General features: G+C 60.6%; 14 protein-coding genes. 7 read left to right on the forward strand and 7 right to left on the reverse strand.

Annotated elements, in window-relative coordinates:
* Nucleotides 1–43: 43 nt before the first annotated feature.
* The 7 genes from AEQ67_RS28935 to AEQ67_RS28965 all read left to right on the forward strand — a co-directional run bounded on the left by AEQ67_RS28935 (nucleotide 44) and on the right by AEQ67_RS28965 (nucleotide 9520).
* The gene (locus AEQ67_RS28935; protein ID WP_059407180.1) at nucleotides 44–1054 is read left to right on the forward strand and encodes an ornithine carbamoyltransferase; all 1011 of its coding nucleotides are present in this window, start codon (nucleotides 44–46) and stop codon (nucleotides 1052–1054) included.
* A gap of 155 nt (nucleotides 1055–1209) precedes the next feature.
* Nucleotides 1210–2139, forward strand: a complete 930-nt coding sequence (arcC, locus tag AEQ67_RS28940; protein ID WP_059407181.1) for a carbamate kinase — start codon at nucleotides 1210–1212, stop codon at nucleotides 2137–2139.
* 68 nt (nucleotides 2140–2207) lie between these two features.
* Nucleotides 2208–2570, forward strand: coding sequence for a DUF5064 family protein (locus AEQ67_RS28945; protein WP_059407182.1), 363 nt, complete (start codon nucleotides 2208–2210; stop codon nucleotides 2568–2570).
* Nucleotides 2571–2703: 133 nt separating this feature from the next.
* A complete protein-coding gene (locus AEQ67_RS28950; protein ID WP_059407183.1) occupies nucleotides 2704–3270 on the forward strand; it encodes a hypothetical protein in 567 nt (188 codons plus the stop codon).
* A gap of 535 nt (nucleotides 3271–3805) precedes the next feature.
* Nucleotides 3806–4882: an efflux RND transporter periplasmic adaptor subunit gene (locus tag AEQ67_RS28955; protein ID WP_177333690.1), complete on the forward strand. Its 1077-nt coding sequence runs from the start codon at nucleotides 3806–3808 to the stop codon at nucleotides 4880–4882.
* Complete coding sequence (locus tag AEQ67_RS28960; RefSeq protein WP_059407185.1) at nucleotides 4879–8088, forward strand: efflux RND transporter permease subunit; 3210 nt, start codon at nucleotides 4879–4881, stop codon at nucleotides 8086–8088. The genes AEQ67_RS28955 and AEQ67_RS28960 overlap by 4 nt, the downstream gene beginning before the upstream one ends.
* A gap of 1 nt (nucleotide 8089) precedes the next feature.
* Nucleotides 8090–9520 (forward strand): efflux transporter outer membrane subunit, encoded by a 1431-nt coding sequence (locus AEQ67_RS28965; RefSeq protein WP_059407186.1) that lies wholly within the window; start codon nucleotides 8090–8092, stop codon nucleotides 9518–9520.
* Between the two features lie 43 nt (nucleotides 9521–9563).
* Here AEQ67_RS28965 and AEQ67_RS28970 read toward each other — a convergent pair whose 3' ends face one another.
* The 7 genes from AEQ67_RS28970 to AEQ67_RS29000 all read right to left on the reverse strand — a co-directional run bounded on the left by AEQ67_RS28970 (nucleotide 9564) and on the right by AEQ67_RS29000 (nucleotide 20963).
* Complete coding sequence (locus tag AEQ67_RS28970) at nucleotides 9564–11207, reverse strand: fatty acid--CoA ligase (protein ID WP_059407187.1); 1644 nt, start codon at nucleotides 11205–11207, stop codon at nucleotides 9564–9566.
* Between the two features lie 40 nt (nucleotides 11208–11247).
* Nucleotides 11248–13026 (reverse strand): acyl-CoA dehydrogenase C-terminal domain-containing protein, encoded by a 1779-nt coding sequence (locus AEQ67_RS28975; protein WP_059407188.1) that lies wholly within the window; start codon nucleotides 13024–13026, stop codon nucleotides 11248–11250.
* 7 nt (nucleotides 13027–13033) lie between these two features.
* Entirely contained in the window at nucleotides 13034–15553 is a 2520-nt protein-coding gene (locus AEQ67_RS28980) for an efflux RND transporter permease subunit (protein ID WP_059407189.1), read from the reverse strand.
* Between the two features lie 15 nt (nucleotides 15554–15568).
* Nucleotides 15569–16657 (reverse strand): WD40/YVTN/BNR-like repeat-containing protein, encoded by a 1089-nt coding sequence (locus AEQ67_RS28985; protein ID WP_059407190.1) that lies wholly within the window; start codon nucleotides 16655–16657, stop codon nucleotides 15569–15571.
* 199 nt (nucleotides 16658–16856) lie between these two features.
* Entirely contained in the window at nucleotides 16857–18215 is a 1359-nt protein-coding gene (locus AEQ67_RS28990; protein ID WP_059407191.1) for a DUF1329 domain-containing protein, read from the reverse strand.
* Nucleotides 18216–18256: 41 nt separating this feature from the next.
* A complete protein-coding gene (locus AEQ67_RS28995; RefSeq protein WP_059407192.1) occupies nucleotides 18257–20269 on the reverse strand; it encodes a DUF1302 domain-containing protein in 2013 nt (670 codons plus the stop codon).
* Nucleotides 20270–20396: 127 nt separating this feature from the next.
* Nucleotides 20397–20963 carry an RBBP9/YdeN family alpha/beta hydrolase gene (locus AEQ67_RS29000; protein ID WP_059407193.1) on the reverse strand — a complete coding sequence of 189 codons (567 nt, stop codon included), beginning with the start codon at nucleotides 20961–20963 and terminating at the stop codon, nucleotides 20397–20399.
* Nucleotides 20964–21072: the final 109 nt, after the last annotated feature.

Consider the following 21072-nt stretch of genomic DNA (forward strand, 5'->3'; position numbering starts at 1 on the left):
AAACGCGGGCCCTGGGGAAACCGAAATCCAAGGAGATTCAATCATGGCTTTCAATATGCGCAATCGAAGCCTTCTCTCGCTGATGCACCACACCACCCGCGAGCTGCACTATTTGCTGGACCTGTCCCGCGACCTCAAACGCGCCAAGTACACCGGCACCGAGCGTCCACACCTGCAAGGCAAGAACATCGCGCTGATCTTCGAAAAAACCTCGACCCGCACCCGTTGCGCCTTCGAAGTCGCGGCCCATGACCAAGGCGCACACGTCACCTACATCGACCCGGTGTCGTCGCAGATCGGTCACAAGGAAAGCATGAAAGACACCGCCCGCGTGCTGGGGCGGATGTTCGATGCCATCGAATACCGGGGCTTCGAACAGGAGATCGTCGAAGAACTGGCCCAGTTCGCTGGCGTACCGGTGTTCAACGGCCTGACCGCCGAATTCCACCCGACGCAAATGATCGCCGACACCCTGACCATGCGCGAACACAGCGACAAACCGCTGCATGAAATCAGCTACGCCTACCTCGGTGACGCCCGCTATAACATGGGCAACTCGCTGTTGATGATCGGTGCCAAGCTCGGCATGGACGTGCGCATCGCGGCACCGAAAGCGCTGTGGCCAACGGAGGACTTTATCGCCCAATGCAAAGCCTTCGCCGAAGACAGTGGCGCGCGCATCACCATCACCGAAGATCCGAAAGTAGCGGTCAAGGGCGTGGACTTCATCCACACCGATATCTGGGTGTCGATGGGTGAGCCGGTGGAAGCGTGGGACGAGCGCATTGAGCAACTGCTGCCGTACCAGGTCAACGCCGCCATGATGAAAGCCGCAGGCAACCCGCGGGTGAAATTCATGCACTGTTTACCGGCCTTCCACAACAGCGAAACCAAGGTCGGCAAGGACATCGCCGCGCGGTATCCGCACTTGGCCAACGGCGTCGAGGTGACGGAAGAAGTCTTCGAATCACCGGCCAACATCGCCTTCGAGCAAGCGGAAAACCGTATGCACACCATCAAGGCGATCCTGGTGTCGGCGTTGGCGGATATTTAAGGACCCATGCGGTCCGCTCTGTGTGGGAGCGTGGCTTGCCCGCGATAGGATCGACGCGGTGTGCCAAATGCACCGAGGTGTCTGCATCGCGGGCAAGCCACGCTCCCACAGGGAACTGTGTCTCCCGTTACTTCTCTGTTTAGAAGGACTGCATTATGCGTATCGTCGTCGCTCTGGGCGGTAACGCCCTGCTCCGCCGGGGGGAACCCATGACCTCGGACAACCAGCGCGCCAATATCCGTATCGCCACCGAGCAAATTGCCAAGATCCATCCCGGCAACCAATTGGTCATCGCCCACGGCAACGGTCCGCAGGTCGGGCTGCTGTCCTTGCAGGCAGCGGCCTATACCTCGGTGTCGCCCTATCCGCTGGACGTGCTCGGCGCCGAAACCGAAGGCATGATCGGCTACATCATCGAACAGGAACTGGGTAACCTGCTGGACTTCGAAGTCCCCTTCGCCACCCTGCTGACCCAGGTCGAAGTCGACGCCAACGACCCGGCCTTCCAGAACCCCACCAAACCCATCGGGCCGGTGTACACCAAAGCCGAGGCGGAAAAGCTCGCGGCCGAAAAAGGCTGGACCATTGCCCCGGACGGCGACAAGTATCGCCGCGTGGTTGCCAGCCCCAAACCGAAACGCATCTTCGAAATACGCCCGATCCAGTGGTTGCTGGACAAGGGCAGCATTGTGATCTGTGCGGGTGGCGGCGGCATTCCGACCCTGTACACAGCGCCAGGCAAACTGGAAGGCGTCGAAGCGGTCATCGACAAAGACCTGTGCTCCGCGCTGCTGGCCGAACAGCTTGAAGCCGATCTGCTGGTGATCGCTACCGACGTCAGTGCCGCGTTCATCGATTTCGGTAAACCAACACAGAAAGCCATCGCCCAGGCGCACCCGGACGACATGGAAACCCTCGGCTTCGCGGCGGGCTCCATGGGACCGAAGGTGCAGGCAGCCTGCGAATTCGCACGCCATACTGGAAAGGTCGCAGTGATCGGCTCTCTCTCGGATATCGAAGCGATCGTCCAGGGCAAGGCCGGCACCCGCATCAGCACCGCGACACCCGGTATCTCGTACTTGTAAACGCGTGAACATAGGGGGCAGGCCAACGGTCTGCCCCGATTCAAGGTCTTTTTCGAGGAGAGTCGACAATGGCTACGTTCGAACCCGGTCACCTGCACATCGAGCGACACGCGCTGAACGAGAAGGATGTCAGCTACAACCTGCACATAGACTATGAAGTCACCCAGGATCCCAAAGAAGGCAAAGGGATGCAGTTCACTATGCACGGCAGCATCCAGGGCAAGGACATGACGGAATCCTTTTTCCTGCCCAAGGATCAAGCCTATAACTTTGCCAGCAACGTCACAAAAATCGCCGAGAAGTACGGGATACCGAAGGAGCTGAGCAGCATTGGCTCAGTCCACAAACCCTACGACAAGATGTTCGAAGATGTGCGGGTCCAACTGAACATGCAGTCTGGAGACCCCGTCAATCCTGAGCACTTCGAGTGACTCAAGACTCACGCGAAAACAAAACCGCCTGCCAACTTCCTGTCTCTTGGTACAGGTTGCAGGCGCATTACACGGGCATGACGTTCTCGATGCCTGGATTCGTTCTGTCTACCCTCTATGGAAAAGCAGACCCATGAAACCAATACGCGCCGTTGCCCTCGCTTCACTCCTTTCAACCGCCTGCCTGACGGTCCAAGCCGCCGATATACCGTTGGGCAGCACGGCCATGGAAGGTCATATCGTTTCACGCGTACTGGCCGTTGATCCCGCGAATTATCAGGTCACCATCGAAGGTCGCGACAAGAGTCCAGTGCCCATCCAGCTCACCGATCAGGCCAAAAACCTGCACAATTTGAAAGTCGGCGACACGGTCGATATTCAGGTGGTTCGTTCGGTCGCTTATGTACTTGATACCGATGTAGGCGGCGAACCGGGCGTCACTAATGAAGCCATGACCATCCGCGCCACCAAGGACAACCCCAATCCCGGAGGCGAAGCGGTTCGCCAGGTCAAGGTCACGTCCAAGATCACTCGCATCGACTTGAAGCAGCATGAGGTGACCTTACTTCCGCCAGAGGGAAAAGTGACTGTCTTGAAAGTCGAAGACCCGAAGCTCCAGGAAAGAATGAAAAAACTTCAGGTGGGTCAGACGGTCGACGCCATCTATACCGAAGTCCTGAAGGTCAAAACTTCACGCTAGCGAGGCTCGCCGACAAGCGTGGCCTCGAACAACAGGACTTGAGTTCGACATGACAGATTTCCTGCCTGGGTCTTGTTGATAGCCCCTGCGTTAATCTTCCTGTTTACCGCTCTTATCCTTTGGGCATGTCTGCATGGGCGCGCAATTCGCCATTAATGGCTCGGTGGAAATAGTCCAGACCATCATCGACAGTAACGCTCACCTGCTCTGCCCTCAGTAATCACCTTGCAGGCGGATAACACACGCAAGAACAGCCGCCGCAACGACGCGATTGCAACGGTCGCCCGGACCGTCTCGAACGTTGCCGTCAGAGAACGATGCCTGTCAAAACTGCCCCCGTTTTTGGCTAGCGATATGTAGGGATAGTGACTACGCTTTTGATCGGGTGACCTCTATGGAGCATGGCGTGACTATGAACGCTGTCAGACAGCTCTTCATCTTACCGATCGTCACTCTGGCGGGGGGACTGGTCCTGCTTGCCGGCTGCGGTAAAGAGCCAGCCTCTCCCGCCCGCCAGCCCCCCGATGTGACTGTCATGACCGTCACTGCACGCAACACTCCAGTCACCTTCGAATTCGTCGCCCAGACCCAGAGTTCCCGCGAGGTCGAGATCCGTGCCCGGGTGGCCGGTTTCCTGGAGAAACGGCTGTACACCGAAGGCGATCTGGTGAAAGCCGGGCAAACGCTGTTTCAGATGGACCGTAAACCCTTCGAGGCCTCGCTGCTGTCAGCCCAGGGCCAACTGGCCCAGCAACAAGCACGCTGGGAAGTGGCCAAGTCCACTCTGGCGCGCGTGCGTCCGTTGGCGGCACAGAATGCAGTCAGCAAGATGGACCTGGACAATGCCGTCGGTGACGAGCGTCAAACCCGGGCCGCCGTACTGGCCGCAGAAGGCACCGTTCGCACTGAGCAGTTGAACCTCAGTTACACCACGATCAGCTCTCCCCTCACCGGCCTTTCAAGCTTTGCCAAAAAGCAGGAAGGGAGTTACGTCACACCCGGTGAATCAGGGCTGCTGACCACCGTGTCACAGATGGACCCGATCTACGTCAATTTCAGTCTTTCGGAAAACGAGACGCTCAAGTACCGCGACGAGGTTGCTGCCGGACACCTCATCTTTCCGCCCCGCAGTGAGTTTGTCGTGGAGGTGGTTCTGGCCGACGGCACGGTGGTGCCCGACCGCGGGCGCCTGAATTTTGCGGCGCCATCCTATAGCCAGGAAACAGGAACTTTTCTGGTACGGGCAGTGATCGCCAACCCGGCCAGCCTGTTGCGCCCCGGACAGTTCGTGCGGGCGCGGGCAATCGGGGCCACCAGGCCGAACGCCATTCTGGTGCCACAGAAGGCCGTTCTGGAGGGGTCCAAGAGCCATTTCGTCTGGGTGCTCAATGCAGAGGGCAAACCGGAGCAACGCGTTGTCGAGGTGGGTGACTGGCATGGCGATGACTGGTTCATTACCAAAGGGTTGCAGGCTGGCGAGCGCATCGTGGTCGACGGTGCGATCCGGGTAACCCCTGGCGGACCGCTGAACATCATCTCCCCTCCTCCTCCGGACGTAGCGCCCGCGACGAAAGCGGCCATGGCCGCGCAAAACAGTGGGCACAGCCCATGAGCATTTCCCACTATTGCATTGATCGCCCCATTTTCGCCTCGGTGATCTCGATCATCATCACCTTGGCCGGCGCGGTGGCAATGGTCCAACTGCCCGTCGCCCAGTACCCGGATATCACACCACCGCAAATTACGGTTGCGGCGACCTACCCCGGGGCCGATGCGCTGGTCGTGGCCAACAATGTGGCGGCGCCGATCGAACAGCAGGTCAACGGCGCCGACAACATGATCTACATGAACTCGTCGAGCTCGGCGACGGGCAATATGACCCTCAACGTGTTCTTCGAAATTGGCACCGACCCTTCGCTGGCCCAGGTCGACGTGCAAAACCGGGTCAACCTGGCGCTGCCGCAACTGCCCTCTGCCGTGCAGAGCCAGGGCATCCAGGTGCAGAAGAAATCGTCGGCCTTCATGATGGTCCTGGCGGTCTACTCTGCCGGCGATCGCTACGACAGCACCTACGTCGCCAACTACGCCAACCTCTACATTCTGGACGCCATCAAGCGCATCCCGGGGGCTAACCAGGCAAGCATTTTCGGTACACCTGACTACGCGATGCGGATCTGGCTCAAGCCCGACCGAATGGCCCAACTGGGCATCACTGCGGCCGACGTGCAGAAAGCCGTGGCCAATCAGAACCAGCAATTCGCGGTGGGCCGGGTCGGCCAGTCCCCCACGGGGCAGGCCGTGGAGCAGTCCTTTGCGGTGACCACCAAAGGGCGGCTGACCGAGCCGGCCGAATTCGAGAACATTATTCTGCGCGCCAGCAACGACGGGGCCGCCATCGTTCGTCTCAAGGATATCGGCCGGGCCGAGCTCGGGCAAAAAGACTACTCGCTGCGCAGCACTTACCAAGGGAAGCCGGCGACGTTGATTGCCGTGTATCAACAACCCGGCGCCAACGCCCTCGATGTTTCCGCCGCCGTCACCTCAACGTTGGCGCAGATGAAGTCGACCTTTCCAGAGGGCATCGAATACAAGATCGTCATGGATACAACCGCGTTTACTCGTGCGTCGATTACCGAGGTGATTCACACCTTTTTCGAAGCGCTGGTGCTGGTGGTCGTGGTGGTCTTCATCTTCCTGCAGAGCTTGCGTGCCACGCTGATCCCGGTGCTGGCGGTGCCGGTTTCAATTGTCGGCACCTTCATCGGCATGTCGGCCCTTGGCTTTTCGGTGAACATGCTGACGCTGTTCGGCATGGTGCTGGCGATCGGCATCGTGGTGGACGACGCCATCGTGGTGATCGAAAACGTCGAACGCAACATGCAAGTCCACAAGATGTCGCCCAAGGATGCTGCCAAACGCGCCATGGATGAAGTGGCAGGTCCGGTAGTGGCCATTGTGCTGGTGTTGTGTGCGGTGTTCATCCCGGTGGCGTTCATGGGCGGGATCACTGGCCAACTCTACAAACAGTTCGCGATCACCATCGCCATTTCCGTGGTGATTTCCGGCCTGGTCGCCCTGACCCTTTCACCGGCCCTGGCAGCGATACTGCTCAAACCCCAACACGGTGATAAAAACGCATTTTTCCGTTGGTTCGAACGCAGCTTCGAACGCATGACCGACAGCTATTCGCGCTCGGTGGCGTTCATGATCAAACGCTTCGTCCTGGCGTTACTGCTCTTTGCCGGCATGATCGTATTGATCCTGTTGATGGCGCAACGCATACCCAGTGCCTTCCTGCCGCCGGAAGACCAGGGCTATCTGTTGGGGGCCGTGATCATGCCTGACGCCGCCAGCCTCGATCGCACCGGCGAAGTCGGCAAAGTGGCCAGTGACTTCTTCATGAACGACGCCTCCGTCGAAGGCGTCGCCATCGTTAACGGCTACAGCCTGCTGGACGGCCAGAACAAGAACAATGCGGCGGCCTTTTTCGTCGGTTTCAAGGATTTCGAGGGGCGCTACAAAGACTCGGAAACGATCAAGGAACAAAGCGCTCCAGCGGTCATCCAGAAAGCGGCCCACGCTTTTTCCACGGTGCAGGGTGGGATCATTCTGCCGGTCAATCCGCCGTCCATACCCGGCCTGGGGACGACCGGGGGCATGGAGGTGTGGGTGCAAAGCAAGGGCGACGCCAGTATCGGCCAACTGGCTGAAATGGTCGGGACGCTGGTTGCCAAGGCCAAACAGCGACCGGAACTCGGCGCCATTACCTCCACGTTCAACGTGTTCTCGCGCCAACTGCTGGTGGATGTCGACCGCGAAAAGGCTGAGACGCTGGGGGTGCCGGTGGAGGACGTCTATAGCACGATGCAAACAATGTTCGGCTCGCTCTACGTGTCTCAATTCAACAAATTCAGTCGCCTGTGGCAGGTCATTCTGCAAGCCGAGCCGATCTATCGCCTCAAGGCCGAGGACCTGCAACAGATCTACGTGCGCAGTAAGAACCTTGAGATGGTGCCGCTCAAGGCCCTGCTGACCACCCGCTACGTCACCGGGCCCGACCTGCTGACGCGCTTCAACAACTTCCCTGCCGTCAAGCTCACCGCCAACGCGGCCCCTGGCTACAGTTCCGGCCAGGCACTCAAGGCCCTGGAAGAAATCAGCGCCGAAATCATGACCAACGACTATGCGCTGGCCCTGAGCGGCGAAGCGTTCGAGGAGAAAAAAAGCGGCGGCGCTTCGTCCAAGGTGTTCATCTTTGGCCTGATCATGGTGTTCCTGATCCTGGCGGCACAATACGAGAAATGGTCACTGCCGGTGGGTGTATTGCTGGCAGTACCTTTTGCCTTGTTCGGTGCCCTGCTCGCCGTGTTGATTCGAGGGTTGAGCAACGACGTCTACTTCCAGATCGGCCTGACCATGCTGGTCGCGCTGGCCGCCAAGAACGCCATTCTGATTTTCGAGTTTGCGGTGCTGAACCGCGAAAACGGCATGTCGGCCTACGATGCCGCCATGACCGCGGCAAGAGAGCGTCTGCGGCCCATCGTGATGACGTCACTGGCTTTCATCCTCGGCTGTGTACCGCTGGCGATTGCCGTCGGTGCCTCGGAAAACAGCCGCCACTCCATCGGTACGGGGGTTATCGGCGGCATGCTCGCCGCCACCGTCATCGCCATCTTCTTCATCCCTCTTTTCTACTACCTCGTCGAGCGACTGACGGAGAAAAAGGGTTCAATCAAACAACCCTCCCCGCCACCTGCGCCCATGTCCTCCGGGGAAATTCCCGGCGGCGTCCCCCAACACAGACACGAAGGAGATTGAGATGCGCACAGTCCATCTCCCTTTCTTGCTGTGCCTGTGCCTGGGCCTGGCGGGCTGCATGGTCGGCCCGGACTATCAACGTCCTGCCACTGATGACCCGGCCGCCTATCGCTATGCAGACAAAGAGGCAGCCGATCTGTCGAACACCCTGTGGTGGGAACAGTTCAGGGACCCGGTGCTCAATGAGCTGATTCGCAGTGCCTTGGCCGAGAACAAGGACATCAAGATCGCTGCGGCGCGGGTCGAGGAATTCCAGGGCCGTTATGGTGTGGTGCGCTCGCAAATGTTTCCCCAGGTAGGTCTGGGCGTGCAAGGCAGCCGCAACAGGACGGCCCGCGACAACGGCCCTGTACCGCTGGATTCCAGCATCGACCCGATATTCAACAACTACCAGGCCAATCTCAGTGCCAGTTGGGAGTTGGATGTGTGGGGCCGCCTGCGGCGCCTGAATGAATCCGCGCGTGCCGACTTGCTGGCCTCGGAGGAAGGCCGGCGTACGGTCATTCTCAGCCTGGTGTCATCGGTGGCTTCCAGCTACATAACACTGCGCGACCTTGACCAGGAACTGCAAATCGCCCGCACCACCGCCAAGGCGCGTGGCGACTCCTACGAAATCTTCAAACTGCGCTTTGGCGCCGGCACTATTTCCGAAATGGAACTGGCGCAAAACCTCTCCGAATTCCAACGCACGCAGGCCTCGGTTTCGCAATTCGAATCCCAGGTGGCTGTACAGGAAAACAATCTGGCCGTGCTGATCGGACGCAATCCGGGGCCGATCATCCGCGGTCGTGACCTGGAGCAACTGACCCTCCCCTTGGTGCCTGCCGGTCTGCCGTCGGATTTACTGGAGCGGCGTCCCGACCTGCGCCAGGCCGAGCTCGACCTGATTTCCGCCAACGCACGTATCGGTGCTGCCAAGGCGTTGTATTTCCCGACGATCTCCCTGACCGGCTTGCTTGGTTCGGCCAGTAATCAACTCTCCAATCTGTTCACAGGCCCGGCCGCAACCTGGTCCTATGGGGTCGGGGCAAGTATGCCGATCTTCACCGCCGGCGGCATCGCCGGGCAGGTTCAGCAGGCCGAGGCGTTTCAACAACAAGCGCTGTTGAGCTACCAGCAATCGATTCAATCGGCGTTCCGGGATGTCGAAAACGCGCTGGTCACCGCGAGCAAATCCCGCGAGCAGATGGCCTCCCAGGCCAATCAGGTCGAAGCGCTGCGTACCTACACCAAGTTTGCGCGCCTTCGCTACGACAATGGCTACACCAGCTACATCGAAGTGCTGGATGCCGAACGGAGCCTGTTCGACGCCGAGTTGAGTTACACCCAGACCCGGGGCCTGGTGTTGAACGCCATGGTCGATGTGTACAAGGCGACTGGTGGCGGTTGGGTGACCGAAGCGGACACGTTCACAGTCGCTTCGCCGCGCTGAAGCATTGTGCCGAATCGGTCTGCGCCACCAACACCGTTGTACTTCACCCCGCTGCGCTTTCCCTGATCAGCTTTTTGTTGATCTTGCCGACGCTGGTTTTAGGAATTTCGGCGACGAACTTGAACTGTTTGGGGATCGCCCATTTGTTGATGCGGCCACTCTCGACGAACTGTTGCAGGTGCGTCTCGAGAATCCTTCGGTCGAGGTAGGTTCCCGGTTCGCAGATCACCAGCGCCATCGGTCGTTCGCCCCATTGCTCATCGACAATGCCGACGACGGCGACGGACATCACGGCCGGGTGTTGACTGAGCAGGTTTTCCAACTCAAGGGAACTGATCCACTCCCCACCCGTCTTGATCACGTCCTTGATCCGGTCCTTGATTTCCACCCCGCCCATGGCATCGATAGACGCCATGTCGCCGGTGTGCAGCCAGCCGCCCTGCCAAAGCTCCGCGCCCTTCTCGGGTTCCTTCAAATACCCCTGAGTCAGCCACGGTGCGCGGACCACGATTTCGCCCAGGGACTCGCCGTCATGGGCAACGGCATTACCGTTGGCATCGACAATTTTCAGATCGACCATCGGCACCGGTGTCCCGGTCTTGATGCGCTTGGGCAACTGGGCTTGCCGGGATTTTTCGAGGTCTTCATCACGCAGGTAAGTGGTGCAGAGGATCGGGCAGGTTTCCGACATGCCATAACCACTGTGCACCTGGATGCCTTTGGCGCTCGCTTCGCTGGCGATACCCAAGGTCAGTGCGCTGCCGCCCAGGAGCATTTTCCAGCCATCAAAACGGCTGTCTGCCGCCGCCTCGCAGCCGAGGATCATTTGCAGGATGGTCGGCACGCAATGGGAGAATGTCACCCGCTCTTCACGGTATAGCCTGACCAGGCTGTTGGGCTCGTAGCGTCCGGGGTAGACCTGTTTGAGTCCCATCAGGGTCGCGACGTAGGGCACGCCCCACGCATGCACGTGAAACATCGGTGTGATCGGCATGTACACGTCATCGGAACGCAGCAGTGGCAAACCTTGATAAACACCCAACGTGCCCACGGCATTCAGCGTGTGCAGCACCAATTGACGGTGGGTGAAATACACGCCTTTAGGCTTGCCGGTGGTCCCGGTGGTGTAGAACAGCGTCGCTACCGAGTTTTCATCGAAGTCAGGGAATTCGTACTGGTCTGCGGACTGAGACAACAGCTGCTCATACTCCCCCACCACCGGCAACGACGTTTCGCTTGCCGTGTCGTCGGTCAACCGCACGTAGCCTTTGACGGTGGTGAGCTGGTCCTGAATCGGCTCGATCAGGGGCAGGAAATCATCGTGCACCAGCACCAGATCGTCTTCGGCGTGATTCATGGTGTAGAGCACCTGATCCGGCGACAGGCGAATGTTCACGGTGTGCAGCACCGCACCGATCATCGGTACGGCAAAAAAGCATTCCAGGTAGCGATGACTGTCCCAATCGAGCAGCGCCACCGTATCACCGGCCTTGACGCCGGCTGCCGTCAACGCGTTGGCCAACCGACGAATCCGCTGATTGAGGGTCTGGTAGCTGTAGCGCAGTTTGTCGGCATAGACGATTTCCCGGCCCGGCTCGTAGCGCACCCCGGATAGCAGCAACTGCTTGATCAGCAAGGGATAGGCATAGGCGCCGTCGGCGGGCGGAATTATTTTTGTCGCCATCATGGTTGTTGTTCCTGGTCCTTTTAATCCGTTGGTTCAGCGATCAGAACTGCGCCGCATCCAGTTGGTAGAGGCAGTCGCTACCGGCCTTGACCGAAGCGCTCAACGAGTGGATACGCGGCAGCAGACGGGCGAAGTAGAAACGCGCGGTGGCCAGTTTGCTGACGTAGAAATCGTCTTGCGAATGCGTGCTCATGGCGGCCTTGGCCATGCGCGCCCACATGTAGGCGTACGCGGTGTAGCCAAAGACGTGCAGGTACTCGACCGAGGCGGCGCCGATTTCATTCGGGTTGTTTTGGGCGCGATCCAGCAGCCACGCGGTCAGTTCGTCGAGGGTGTCCAGGGCGGCATTCAACGGTCTGGTGAACTCGCCGAGGTCAGCGCAGGCATTGGCGCTGAAGTGGCGGATTTCCGCGGCGAACAAGCGGTAGAGCGCCCCGCCACTGCCGACAATCTTGCGCCCAGCCAGGTCCAGAGACTGAATGCCGTTGGTGCCTTCGTAGATCTGCGTAATGCGCACATCGCGCACCAGTTGCTCCTGTCCCCACTCACGGATGTAGCCGTGGCCGCCGAAGATCTGCTGGCCGTGCACGGTGGTTTCCAGGCCCATGTCCGTCAGAAACGCCTTGGCCACCGGGGTCAGCAGCGACACCAGGTCTTGCGCGCGGCTGCGGGTGACGGCGTCGTCGCTGAACTTGGCAGTGTCCAGTTGCAACGCCACGTACGTCGAGAAGGCGCGCCCGCCTTCGTTCAAGGCCTTCATGGTCAGCAACATGCGCCGCACATCCGGGTGGACGATGATCGGGTCGGCTGATTGGTCGGTGGCCTGCGGACCGGTCGGCGCACGGCTCTGGGTGCGTTCGCGGGCATACTCGATGGCGTGCTGATACGAGCGCTCACCCAGCGCCAAGCCTTGAATGCCGACGCCCAGGCGTTCGTAATTCATCATGGTGAACATCGCCGCCAGGCCTTTGTTCGGTGCGTCGACGATCCAGCCCGTGGCGCCGTCAAAGTTCATCACACAAGTGGCGGACGCCTTGATCCCCATCTTGTGCTCGATCGAGCCACAGGACAGCGAGTTGCGTTCACCCAGGGAACCGTTGGCATTGACCAGCACCTTAGGCACTAGAAACAGCGAAATACCTTTTGGCCCCGCTGGCGCATCCGGCAGCCTGGCCAGTACCAGGTGAATGATGTTCTCGGTCAGGTCGTGTTCACCGCCGGTGATGAAAATCTTGCTGCCGCTGATCCTGTAGCTGCCGTCGACCTGGGGCTCGGCGCGGGTGCGGATCAGGCCCAGGTCGGTGCCGGCATGGGCTTCGGTCAGGCACATCGAACCGGTCCAGGTGCCGGCGTACATATTTGGCAGAAAGCGTTGCTTGAGTTCTTCGCTGGCGTGGGCATTGATCGACAGGCACGCACCGGCGGTCAGCATCGGGTACAGGCCGAATGAGAGGCTGGCCGAGTTGACCATCTCTTCGACCTGAGCCGAAATGACTTTGGGCATGCCCATGGCACCGAACTGCGGATCGCCCCCGACTCCGCCCCAACCGCCGTCGGCAAACGCCTGGTACGCCGCAGCAAAACCCTCCGGGGCGCTGACCGAGCCGTCGCTCCAGGTGCAGCCCTGTTCATCACTGCCACGGTTCAGCGGCGCGATCACTTCAGCACTGATTTTGCCCGCCTCCTCAAGAATCGCGGCAGCGGTTTCGGCATCGATCACCTCGGCCATGCCAGGCATTTTGGCCCATCGCCGGGAGACCTCAAAAACCTCGTTGAGTACGAAGCGCATGTCGCGCAGGGGAGCTTTGTAGTCAGACATTGTTGGCTTACTCGGAAGTGGTCAGGGCATGAGGCATGCCGGGACGTTCAGTGGTTTCGGTGTTTACGGCGCACGCAACAGGGCCCGGCTCAAGCGCCCGTTCGCGCAGCAGGAAGTACGACAGGGCCGGAATCAGGATCAGCGCCCCGAGCATGTTCCACAGGAACATGAAGGTCAGCAGGATGCCCATGTCGGCCTGGAACTTGATCGGCGACCAGACCCAGCACACCACGCCGGCCGCCAGGGTGATGCCCACCAGGCCGACGACCCGACCGGTGAAGGACACGGCGTTGCGGTAAGCCTGGGACAGCGGCAAGCCCTGACGCTGGAAATGCAGCTGCACGCTGAGCAGGTACAAGGCGTAATCCACGCCAATCCCCACGCCCAAGGCAATCACCGGCAGGGTCGCGACTTTCACGCCGATGCCCATGGCCACCATCAAGGCTTCACAGAGGATCGAGGTCAGCACCAGCGGCAGCAGGGCCACCAGCGTCGCGCGCCAGCTGCGGAAGGTGATCAGGCAGAACAGCGTGACCGCTGCGTACACATACAACAGCATGGTGCGGTTGGCTTCACGCACCACGATGTTGGTCGCCGCCTCGATACCGGCGGTGCCGGCAGCCAGCAGGAAACGGCGATCATCCGTGCTGTTTTCCTGGGCGAACTTGTCGGCAATGGCGACTACAGCATCCAGCGTCTCGGCCTTGTGGTCCTTGAGAAAGGCAATCACCGGCATCAACGAGCAATCGGTATTGAACAGCTCCGGGGAGTTCACCGAGGCTTGCTGCGCGGCGTAGTTCAGCACGTCCTGATTGCGCTGGATGCTGTTGAGCTTGGGGTTGCCTTCGTAGGTCCCGGCGGTGATCTGGCGCACGGCATTGACCAGCGACGTCGTCGCCTGCACGCCCGGGTTCTGCTGCAGTTCCCAGGCCAGGCGGTCGGCGAGGACCAGCGTCTTGTAGCTCAGGCACCCTTCCGGGGCGGTCTTGATCATCACCGCGAACAGGTCGCTGGACAGCGCGTAATGCTGGGTGATGTAGGCGTTATCGCGGTTGTAGCGCGAGTCGGCACGCAATTCCGGGGCGCCGCTTTCCAGGTCACCGATCTTCAGGTTCAGGCTGACCATGAAACCGCCGATGCCCATCAAAATCGCGACCAGCACAGCGCCCGTGGCCCACTTGGCGGTGGTGAAGCGATCGAGCAGATCCCAGAGCTTGCCGAAGCCTTTATGCTTTTCTGCACGGGTGTCGATTTTCAGCGCGCGTTCGGCAGCCTTGGCGCCAACGCCGACGTAAGACAGCGCGACCGGCATCAACAACAGCGAAGTAAAGATCAGTACCGCGACACCGATGCTGGCGGTGATCGCCAGGTCCTTGATCACCGGGATATCGATCAGCATCAGCACCGCAAAGCCCACGGCGTCGGCCAGCAGCGCAGTGACACCGGCGATGAACAGACGGCGAAAGGTGTAGCGCGCGGCGATCAGTTTGTGGGTGCCACGGGCGATGTCCTGCATGATGCCGTTCATCTTCTGCGCCGCGTGGGACACGCCGATGGCGAAGATCAGGAACGGCACCAGCACCGAGTATGGATCGATCGCATAACCCAGCCAGGCAACAATGCCCAGTTGCCAGATCACGGCAATCAGCGAACAGCCGACCACCAACAGGGTGCTGCGCACGCAACGGGTGTAGGCATAAATAATCACCAGCGAAGTGATGACGGCCAGGCCGAAAAACATCATCACCTGAATCAGGCCATCGATCAGGTCGCCCATCAACTTGGCGAAGCCAATCACCCGGACCTTGTACTGGCCCTTGCCCTCCTCCCCTGCCTTGCGCGCTGAGCTGTTACCGGCGAACTCGATCTTGTCGCGCAGCTGTTCTTCAAGCATCTGCGAAAACGCGTGGTAGTTGATGCGTTGACCGCCCGCTGCGGCCTTGTCCAGCAGCGGCACGATCAGCATGCTCGACTTGTAGTCGCTGGCCACCAGGCTGCCGACGATCCCGGCGCGGGAAATGTTCTGGCGCAGCTGCTCGATTTCTTCCGGCTTGCCCTGATAGGTGTCGGGCATCACCGGGCCACCCTGGAAACCGTCCTCGGTGACCTCGGTCCAGCGCACTGCCGGGCTCCACAATGACTTCATCCAGGCGCGGTCGACGCCCTCAGTGAGGAACAACTGGTCGTTGACCTGTTTAAGCACGTCCAGGTAACCGGGGTCGAAGATGTCGCCCTGGGTGTTTTCCACCACCACCCGCACCGAGTTACCCAGACCGCGCAGCGACTGGCGGTTCTCCAGGAAATTCTGGATATAGGGCTGACTCTGCGGAATCATTTTTTCGAAGCTGGGACGCAGTTCCAGGCGAGTCGCCGCCATGTAGCCCAATACCACGGTGGCCAGCGCCATCAGCAGCATGAACAGTGGGCGGTAGTTGAACACCAGCCGCTCCAGCCGGTTGCCGGAGTGACTGTCGAAATCACGCAGGTCGCGGATCACCGGCATGGCGTCTTGTTTGATATTGCCCATGTCTGGGTTCTCGCTCTAAGGGTTCGAGGTCTTGTCGACGGACTCTGTCCGCACACCACGGCTGCCAACCGCCACCAGCGCGCCATTGGCGGCGCGGGCGGCGCCGGTCACCGGCGTCGGTCCGGGTCGCGGTATCAGAAGCAGTTGCGCACTCGTGCCCTGGCTGGGCAGCATCTGCCCACCTTGGGTGAACAAGCGGTAGTTACTGTTGTCGTCGACAAATCCTGCGGTGATGCTGACGTGCAGGCCGGTTTCAAGCCGAGTCCAGCTGTGACCGCTGTCAGTGCTGCGCAGCACGTTGCCGCGCAACCCGTAGACGACCACCTCGCCTGGCTTGCCAAGGACGCCGAAGAAACTGCCCTGATACGGTGTTGGCACCGCGGCAAAGCGCTGCTCCACGTCATTCCACTTGAGCAACAGGCCCTGCTCCCCGGCGATGTACAAACCGTCGCCGGTCGAGGCGATCGCGTTGAGGTGGAAACCTTGCGGGTTGTCGGTCCGGTCCTGAAAAGGCGTCCAGCTCTGGCCGCCGTCTTCGGTGCGCAGGATCAGGTTGAACACACCGACCACGTAACCGAGCTTGTCGTTGGCGAACCAGACGTCAAGCAAGGGTTTGTCTGCGCCCTGCTCTGTCAGGCGCTGACCTTCGGCGGCCAGCAACGGCCATTGCTCGTTGCCGGGTTCGGCAGCGGCCAACGCCGAGTAATGCTTGACCAGCAAGTCGCCGATCTGGCGGCCATCCAGTTGTTTATGCCAGGTCAGCCCGGCGTCGCTGCTGTGCAACACCACGCCGTCGTTGCCGACTGCCCAGCCCTGCAGGGCAGAGGGGAAGTTCACCGCACTGAGGTCCGCGCTCACCGGCACAGCGGCTTGTTGCCAGCGTTTGCCGGCATCATCGGAATAGAGAATGTGCCCACGCTGCCCGACGGCGACCAGTCGGTCCCCGGCGCGAGCCATGCCGGACAACGGGCTGCTGACGGCCAGGGTACTGGCTCTGGCGGGCAGGTCCAGTACGTCGATGTAACCCGACGCCTGTGAGACGCCCTGCACCAAGACAATCAAGGCGCCCAGCGCCAGCTGCAGGTACTTTTTGTACGAACACATACCGCGTCCTCTTGGGAAAACCGCGTCGAGGCACACTTGCGTGTGCCTGACGTGCAGGTCATGCCGCTGTAGGAGCGAGCTTGCTCGCGATGGTCGTGAATGATTACGCGTGCTGTCTGGATGCCCGCGTCGCCCTCTGGTCCATCGCGAGCAAGCTCGCTCCTACAGTGGATCGTGCGAGCGTTTGCTTGCGGTTGGCTCAGCGAATGCCGCTACCAGCCAGGGACTCCGGCGACCACTGCGCCTTCGAGAGCGGATCGATGTACTTGATGCCGCCGTAAGGGCCCACCACACCGTTGATGTTGTAGGAGCCACCGACCAGGTCGTAGATCATGAAGGGCGTGGAGTCCGGGACTTGCTTGTCGTAGCTCTGGCTGAGGAACGCGAAGGAACCACGGTAGAGCTGGCCACGAGCGTCGTACTGATCGGAGGCGACAGCGCTCCAGCTGTCTTCATCGAGGTAGAAGCGACGCTTCTGATAGATGTGCCGCGCACCGGCCTTGAGGTTGCCCTCCACCACCCAGACGCGGTGTTTTTCCCAGCGCACAAAGTCCGAGGCCAAGTGATTGGGCGTGGTCAGCGACTTCGGATCCTGCGCGTAGGTCAGCTTGTAGGTGTTGTAGGGCACGATCATTTCCTGCTTGCCCACCAGCTTCCAGTCGTAGCGGTCCAGTGCACCGTTGAACACGAACACATCGTCATAGGTGCCAGCGCCAGCGGTGCCGGGGTTAGGCGTGTCGTAGGCCAGGTTCGGTGCCAGCTTGACTCGACGCTGACCCGGCAGGTATTGCCAGGCGCGGCGCGGCTGCTGCAACGGGTTGGCGGCGTCCTTGAGCATCACCGCTTCACCGGCCCGGCGCGCAGGGCCGGTGTAGGACAGCTTCATCTGGTAGTAGACGTCGGCGCTGCTGATCGGCTGTGCCAGGTTCTCGTAGATCGGATAGGAAATGAACGCCTGCCCGGTGGTTGCCAGGCTCGGCACGCCAGCGGAATCGACGTTCCAGGAGTCGTACTTGGAGTTGATGTTCACGCCCTGATAACGCAACAGGAAGTTCCACATCGCTTCGTTGCCCGATTGCGGAATCGGGAATGGCACGCCCGGCAGCACGTTGTCGATGGCCAACCCGCCTTCGAGGGATTTGGCCTCGGTGGCGTTTTTCACGCCGTTGTCGAGCACCGCCTTGGGCAGCGCCACCGTGCGGTGGGTAGGATAGACATTCACATGGAAACTCGGGAAGCGCTTGGCCAGTTCCACGGTGGTCGCCGTCAGGGCGCCCTTGTATTGATCGACGTTCTTGCCGTCGATCACCAGCAGCGGTTTTTCATCGGCGAACGGGTCCGGGCGCATGCTGTCGCCGGCTTTGAAACTGGCCGGCGGCGTAATCAGGCCACCGGCATAAGCGGGAATGGAGCCGTCGGCATTGCCAGCCTTTTCAGCACCGACCAGCGTCAGGCTGCTGCCCAGTTTCGCCGCCTCCTGAGTGGAGACAGCGGCCTGCGCCTGGGCAGCGATGACCATGGCCAGCGAGGTGGCCAACACGGTGTGTACGAATTTCATCTTGTTATTCTCCTGCTTGCATCGAGCAAGCCAGTGATGAATCAAAAAGTGGTTTTCATCGTCAGGTAAACAGCGCCACGGTCCTCGGTCGTGGCACCACCACCGGAGAAGGCCGAGTAGCCACCGGCGTAACAGGCGTAGTTTTCGTTGCCGCTGAAGGCGTTCGGCGTGGAGCCGTCACCGCTGCCCGCAGCCGCCGCGCCGGTACTCGAACCGCTGACGTTGCACTTGTCGGTTTTGCCGAAGGAGTCCACGTACTTCAGGTCGACAAAGTATTTGTTGTACACAACGGCACCGACGCCGAGGGCGTAGTTGCCGGTGTCCTTGGCACCGCCACCGGACACCGGTGACACGCCGGCAAGGCCGACGTTGACCGACATCGGTGCGTTGAGGTCGACACCGGGGAACACCTGATACCAGGTCGGTGTGAAGTTGACCGCGACGCCCCAGTTGTCCCGGGTCGGCTGGTCGATACCGCGATAGGTGTCCTTGCCTTTGTAGAGCGCTTCGTTCTTGCTATCGAGCTTGAGCAGGTTGCTGTAGTACAGCTCGCCAAGCAGGCTGGCCGAATCGAAAAGCGGTGTTTTCGACAGGGTCATCAGGCCGTTGAGCGTCCAGTGCAGCGTGTCGCCGGTGGCGCTCATGCTGTCGCCCTTTTCCGGGGTGTCGTAGATCACGCCGGTCGCGGCGGTACGCGCTGGCAACAATCCCAGACCGGCACCCAAGCCCAGTGGACTGGTGGAGCTGACAATCGCCGGAATACTGGCCAGCGGCATGTTGTGGCGGATGTTCAGGTCCGAGCCCACGCTCACCCCGCCCACGTCCTTGGACAGGCTCAGGCCGACGATATGAATGTTGTCGGCATAGGCCAATTGATAGGTGCTGCTGCTCAGCGAGTTGAGGGTGTTGACCACGGCAGGCACCAGCCCTGCCGGCGGGGTTCCGTTCGGATTCGCCGAGGTCAGGCCGGTAGCGTTCAACCAGGCTTGCGGCAGGATTTCCGAGGTGTTGCGGTAGTAAACGCCGAGGGTTCCGTCCAGCCAGGCCGGCGACCACTTGGCCATCACGCCCCAGTCGCCGCGCTTGTCCGGTGTCAGGTCGTGGCCACGACGCACGTTGGTCAAGCCGTTGCACGGTGCCAGGCCACAACCCAGCGGGCTGCCCGGAACCACGGCGTTGGTGTTGCCCAACAGGAACGATTGCGCACCGAAGCCCACCAGATCAGAGCCGCCGTAGTAGGTTCCCGCCTCGGGCAGACGCGCGGCGTCCCAGTCCAGGAAGTACTGCGCGCCGATGGTCAATTCCGGGTTGATGGTGAACGACATCGACAGCTGATTGCGTGGGACGAACAGTTCCTTGGCTTCGGTCCCCGGCGATGCCGCCAGTTTGGCCAGGTCCAGGCCGGACTGGCCGTAGCTGATCGAGTGCACCGGGTTGAGGATGGTCTCGCCCCAAAACACGTTGTGCTGGCCAGCCTTGACGCTGAGCATCGATTCCTCGCCCACTTCGGTGCTGTAGAACACGAACGCATCGAGGATTTCGCCGGACGGACCGGTGTAGTAACGCTGGGCGTAGTTGCTCAGGTGCGGGCTGCCATTGCCGACGTTGTCATTGGTGACCCCGGCCAGGCGCGGGTCGTTGGCAACCAGGCCCGATGTCGAGCCGTTGCCGTTGACGAACGGATTGGAATTGGAACCGGTGTTCTCGTAGGCCTTGTCGTACCAGGTGGCGGCGCTGACGCGAAAGCCCATGCTGTTTTTGTAGACCACATCCATCTCGGTCAACAGATCGATACGGTTGGTGATGTTGGTCCCGGCCTTGCGGAAGTTGTAGTCGCCGTCGTTGTTGTTCGGTGTACCCAACATGCGTTTGTCGGCGCTTTCGGTGCGCACGCCGTAGTTGTACTTGACGGTGTTATCGAAACGGGCGGTCCAGTCCGGGTTGCCCGTATCCAGTTCGACCGCATGGGCTGTCGGCAGGCTGGCGGCCAGGATCGCCGAGGCCAGCAAGGTGTAGCGCGAGGGTACGAACCGATGACTCTTATTGTTGTGCATTGCGTTGTCTCCGCCTTTTTGTATTTGTTTTAAGCGCAGCCGCCCTCACGCACGCCCTTGTTCCAGGGGTTACGTTTTCAGAGATGAGGGCAATGACCGGATGGCTTGCGACCAGCCGGCGTCTGAACTATCGATCCAGCTGTTGAATAAGTGCTTCGGCCTGTGGCCAGGCGCCGTAACCGGCCGCCGGGTTTAGATGGCCGACATCGCCCAGGTTGAGCAATTCGCTGCCCCAGCCTTCAGCCATGCGAGTCACGGCCTGCAAGCTGGCCAGGTGATCGTTGGTGCTGGCCGCCACCAGGCTGCGAAACGGCAGCGGGCCTTCAGGCAGGGGATCCCAGCCGTGGGTGCGCAACGTTTCAGGGGATGGGTAGCCTTGCGGCCAGGTGGCATGAAGATCCGGCGGCGCGGCCAGCAGCGCACCCTTGATCGGGCGACTGTGTTGCGCCGCCCAGTGCGCGACCATCAACACACCGGCACTGTGCGCCACCAGAATCACCGGGCCGTCGATCTGCTCCAGCGCGTGCTGGATTGCCCGGACACGGGCGGCGCAATCGAGCTTGTCGGTTTCAAGTGGCGCAACGCTACGTACGTTGCTCAAGCGAGCCTCAAGCAGCGTTTGCCAATGTTCGGCAACGTGCTCGCGCAGGCCCGGGACGATCAGAACGGTTGCGGCTGTTTGCAGTTTGTTCACTTGAATACCTTCGGCTTCTCGGTGATCGACTGGCTCTGTGGCCAGACTCTTCTTGTAGTGTCGACATTAAAGAGCCCCCACCCGACGCGCTTTTCATTCGACGTCAGTG

It is taken from the genome of Pseudomonas sp. RIT-PI-q, from assembly GCF_001297125.1.
Lineage (GTDB): Bacteria > Pseudomonadota > Gammaproteobacteria > Pseudomonadales > Pseudomonadaceae > Aquipseudomonas.